Genomic DNA, 1,717 nt, shown 5'->3' with positions numbered 1-1,717 from the left:
GGTCCAGGTGGTCGGTACCCAGCCGTGCGAGGCTTGCCTCGCACTGACGGCGCAGCGTCTCGGGCCGCCCGTCGATCACCTTGCGGCCGAGCGCCGGGTCCATGGCCATGCCGCACTTGCTGGCCAGCAGAATCTCGCGGCGCTTGCTCGCCAGCGCCTTGCCCACCAGCTGCTCGTTGGCGGTGGCGCCGTAGAGGGTGGCAGTATCGAAGTGGCGATAGCCCATGTCGAAGGCCATCTCCAGAGCGTGCAGCGCCTCCGCCTCGGGGAGCGGACTGCCATAGCCGTGAGAGAGGTTCATGCAGCCCAGGCCGATCATCGGCGAGGCCACTTCCTTGAGGCGGGAAAAGAGCGACATCATGAAGTTCCTTTTGATTCCTCGATTTCATGTGGCGATGTCACCAAAGAATAACAGCTGCCCGTCGGACGCGGCCATCGCCCGAGGGTATGCTGTGCAGCTTGATGCCGACCCCGCGGCAGGGGCACGCGGCCGCCCAGTCAGTGCAGTTCGGCGACAATAATACGGACCCAGGAGCGCCAGGCATGGCCAACGTTTTCCTTCTCTCTCCGCGCTACCGCGTACTGCTGGCCGGTGTGTTCAGCCAGATCCTGTGCATCGGGGTGGCGCGCTTCGCCTATACGCCGCTGCTGCCGGTGATGCAGCAGCAGACCTGGCTGAGCGACGCCCAGGGCGGCTGGCTGGCCGCCCTCAACTATGCCGGCTATATGCTGGGCGCGCTGGTGGCGGCCTCCATCCACAGCATCCGGCTCAAGGACACCCTCTACCGCCTCACCCTGCTGCTGGCAGTGCTCTCCACCGCCGGCATGGCGCTGGCCGACAGCTTCTGGCTATGGGCGGGCATGCGCTTCGTGGCCGGCTTCTCCAGCAGCGGCGCCATGCTGCTGGCCTCGGGGCTGATCCTGCACTGGCTGATCAGCCACCGGCAGCGTGGTGAACTGGGCATCCACTTTGCCGGGTTGGGGCTGGGCATGCTGGTGGCCGCCCTGGCGGTGGAGCTGATGTTGCGTCTTTCCCTCGACTGGCAGGCCCAGTGGTGGGGCTTCACCCTCCTGGCCGCAGGGTTGCTGGTGCCCGCCTGGTGCTGGCTGCCGCGTCCCGCGAAACCGGCGGAAGGTAGCGGCGGCAGTCGCCCACACAAGGCCACGCCGCCCACCCGCACCTTCATGCGGCTGATGCTGGCCGCCTACTTCTGCGCCGGCTACGGCTACGTGATCAGCGCTACCTTCATCGTTGCCATCGTCGAGCGGGAGCCGCTGCTGGCCGGCGCCGGCAACTGGACCTTCGCCCTGGTGGGGCTGGCCGCCGCTCCCGCGGTGATGCTGTGGGACCTGATCGCCCGCCGCTTCGGCTACCTGGGCGCTCTGATCGCCGCCATGGCCCTGCAGGTAGTGGGGATCGTGCTGCCGGCGCTGACCACGAGCCTGACCGGCGTTCTGCTCAGTGCGGTGCTCTACGGCGGCACCTTCCTGGGTTGCGTGAGCCTGGTGCTGACCATGGCCGGCCGGCTCTACCCGCAGAGCCCGGCGCGGATGATGGGGCGCATGACGCTGGCCTACGGGGCGGCGCAGATCGTCGCCCCGGCGCTCACCGGCATGCTCGCCGAGGCCACCGGCCATTACGATACGGGGCTGTGGCTGGCCGGCGGCTTCGTGGCCCTGGGCGCGATTCTGCTGATCTGGCTGCGCCTGGTGGACC

Annotated in this window: 2 protein-coding genes; one reads left to right on the top strand and one right to left on the bottom strand. The window is 68.3% G+C overall.

What is annotated here, in order from left to right; genetic code table 11:
* The coding region (locus tag RI841_RS16380) for an aldo/keto reductase (RefSeq protein WP_310706693.1) at positions 1 to 361 on the bottom strand (361 nt) is incomplete at its 3' end.
* A 182-nt stretch (positions 362 to 543) separates the two neighbouring features.
* Here RI841_RS16380 and RI841_RS16375 point away from each other — a divergent pair.
* On the top strand, positions 544 to 1,717 hold a 1,174-nt coding region (locus RI841_RS16375), incomplete at its 3' end, for a YbfB/YjiJ family MFS transporter (RefSeq protein ID WP_310706692.1).

Origin of the sequence: Halomonas sp., assembly GCF_031581305.1 — a bacterium.
GTDB lineage: Bacteria > Pseudomonadota > Gammaproteobacteria > Pseudomonadales > Halomonadaceae > Halomonas.
Note: the sequence above shows the minus strand (reverse complement) of the source record. Positions and strands in the feature narration are given on the sequence as shown.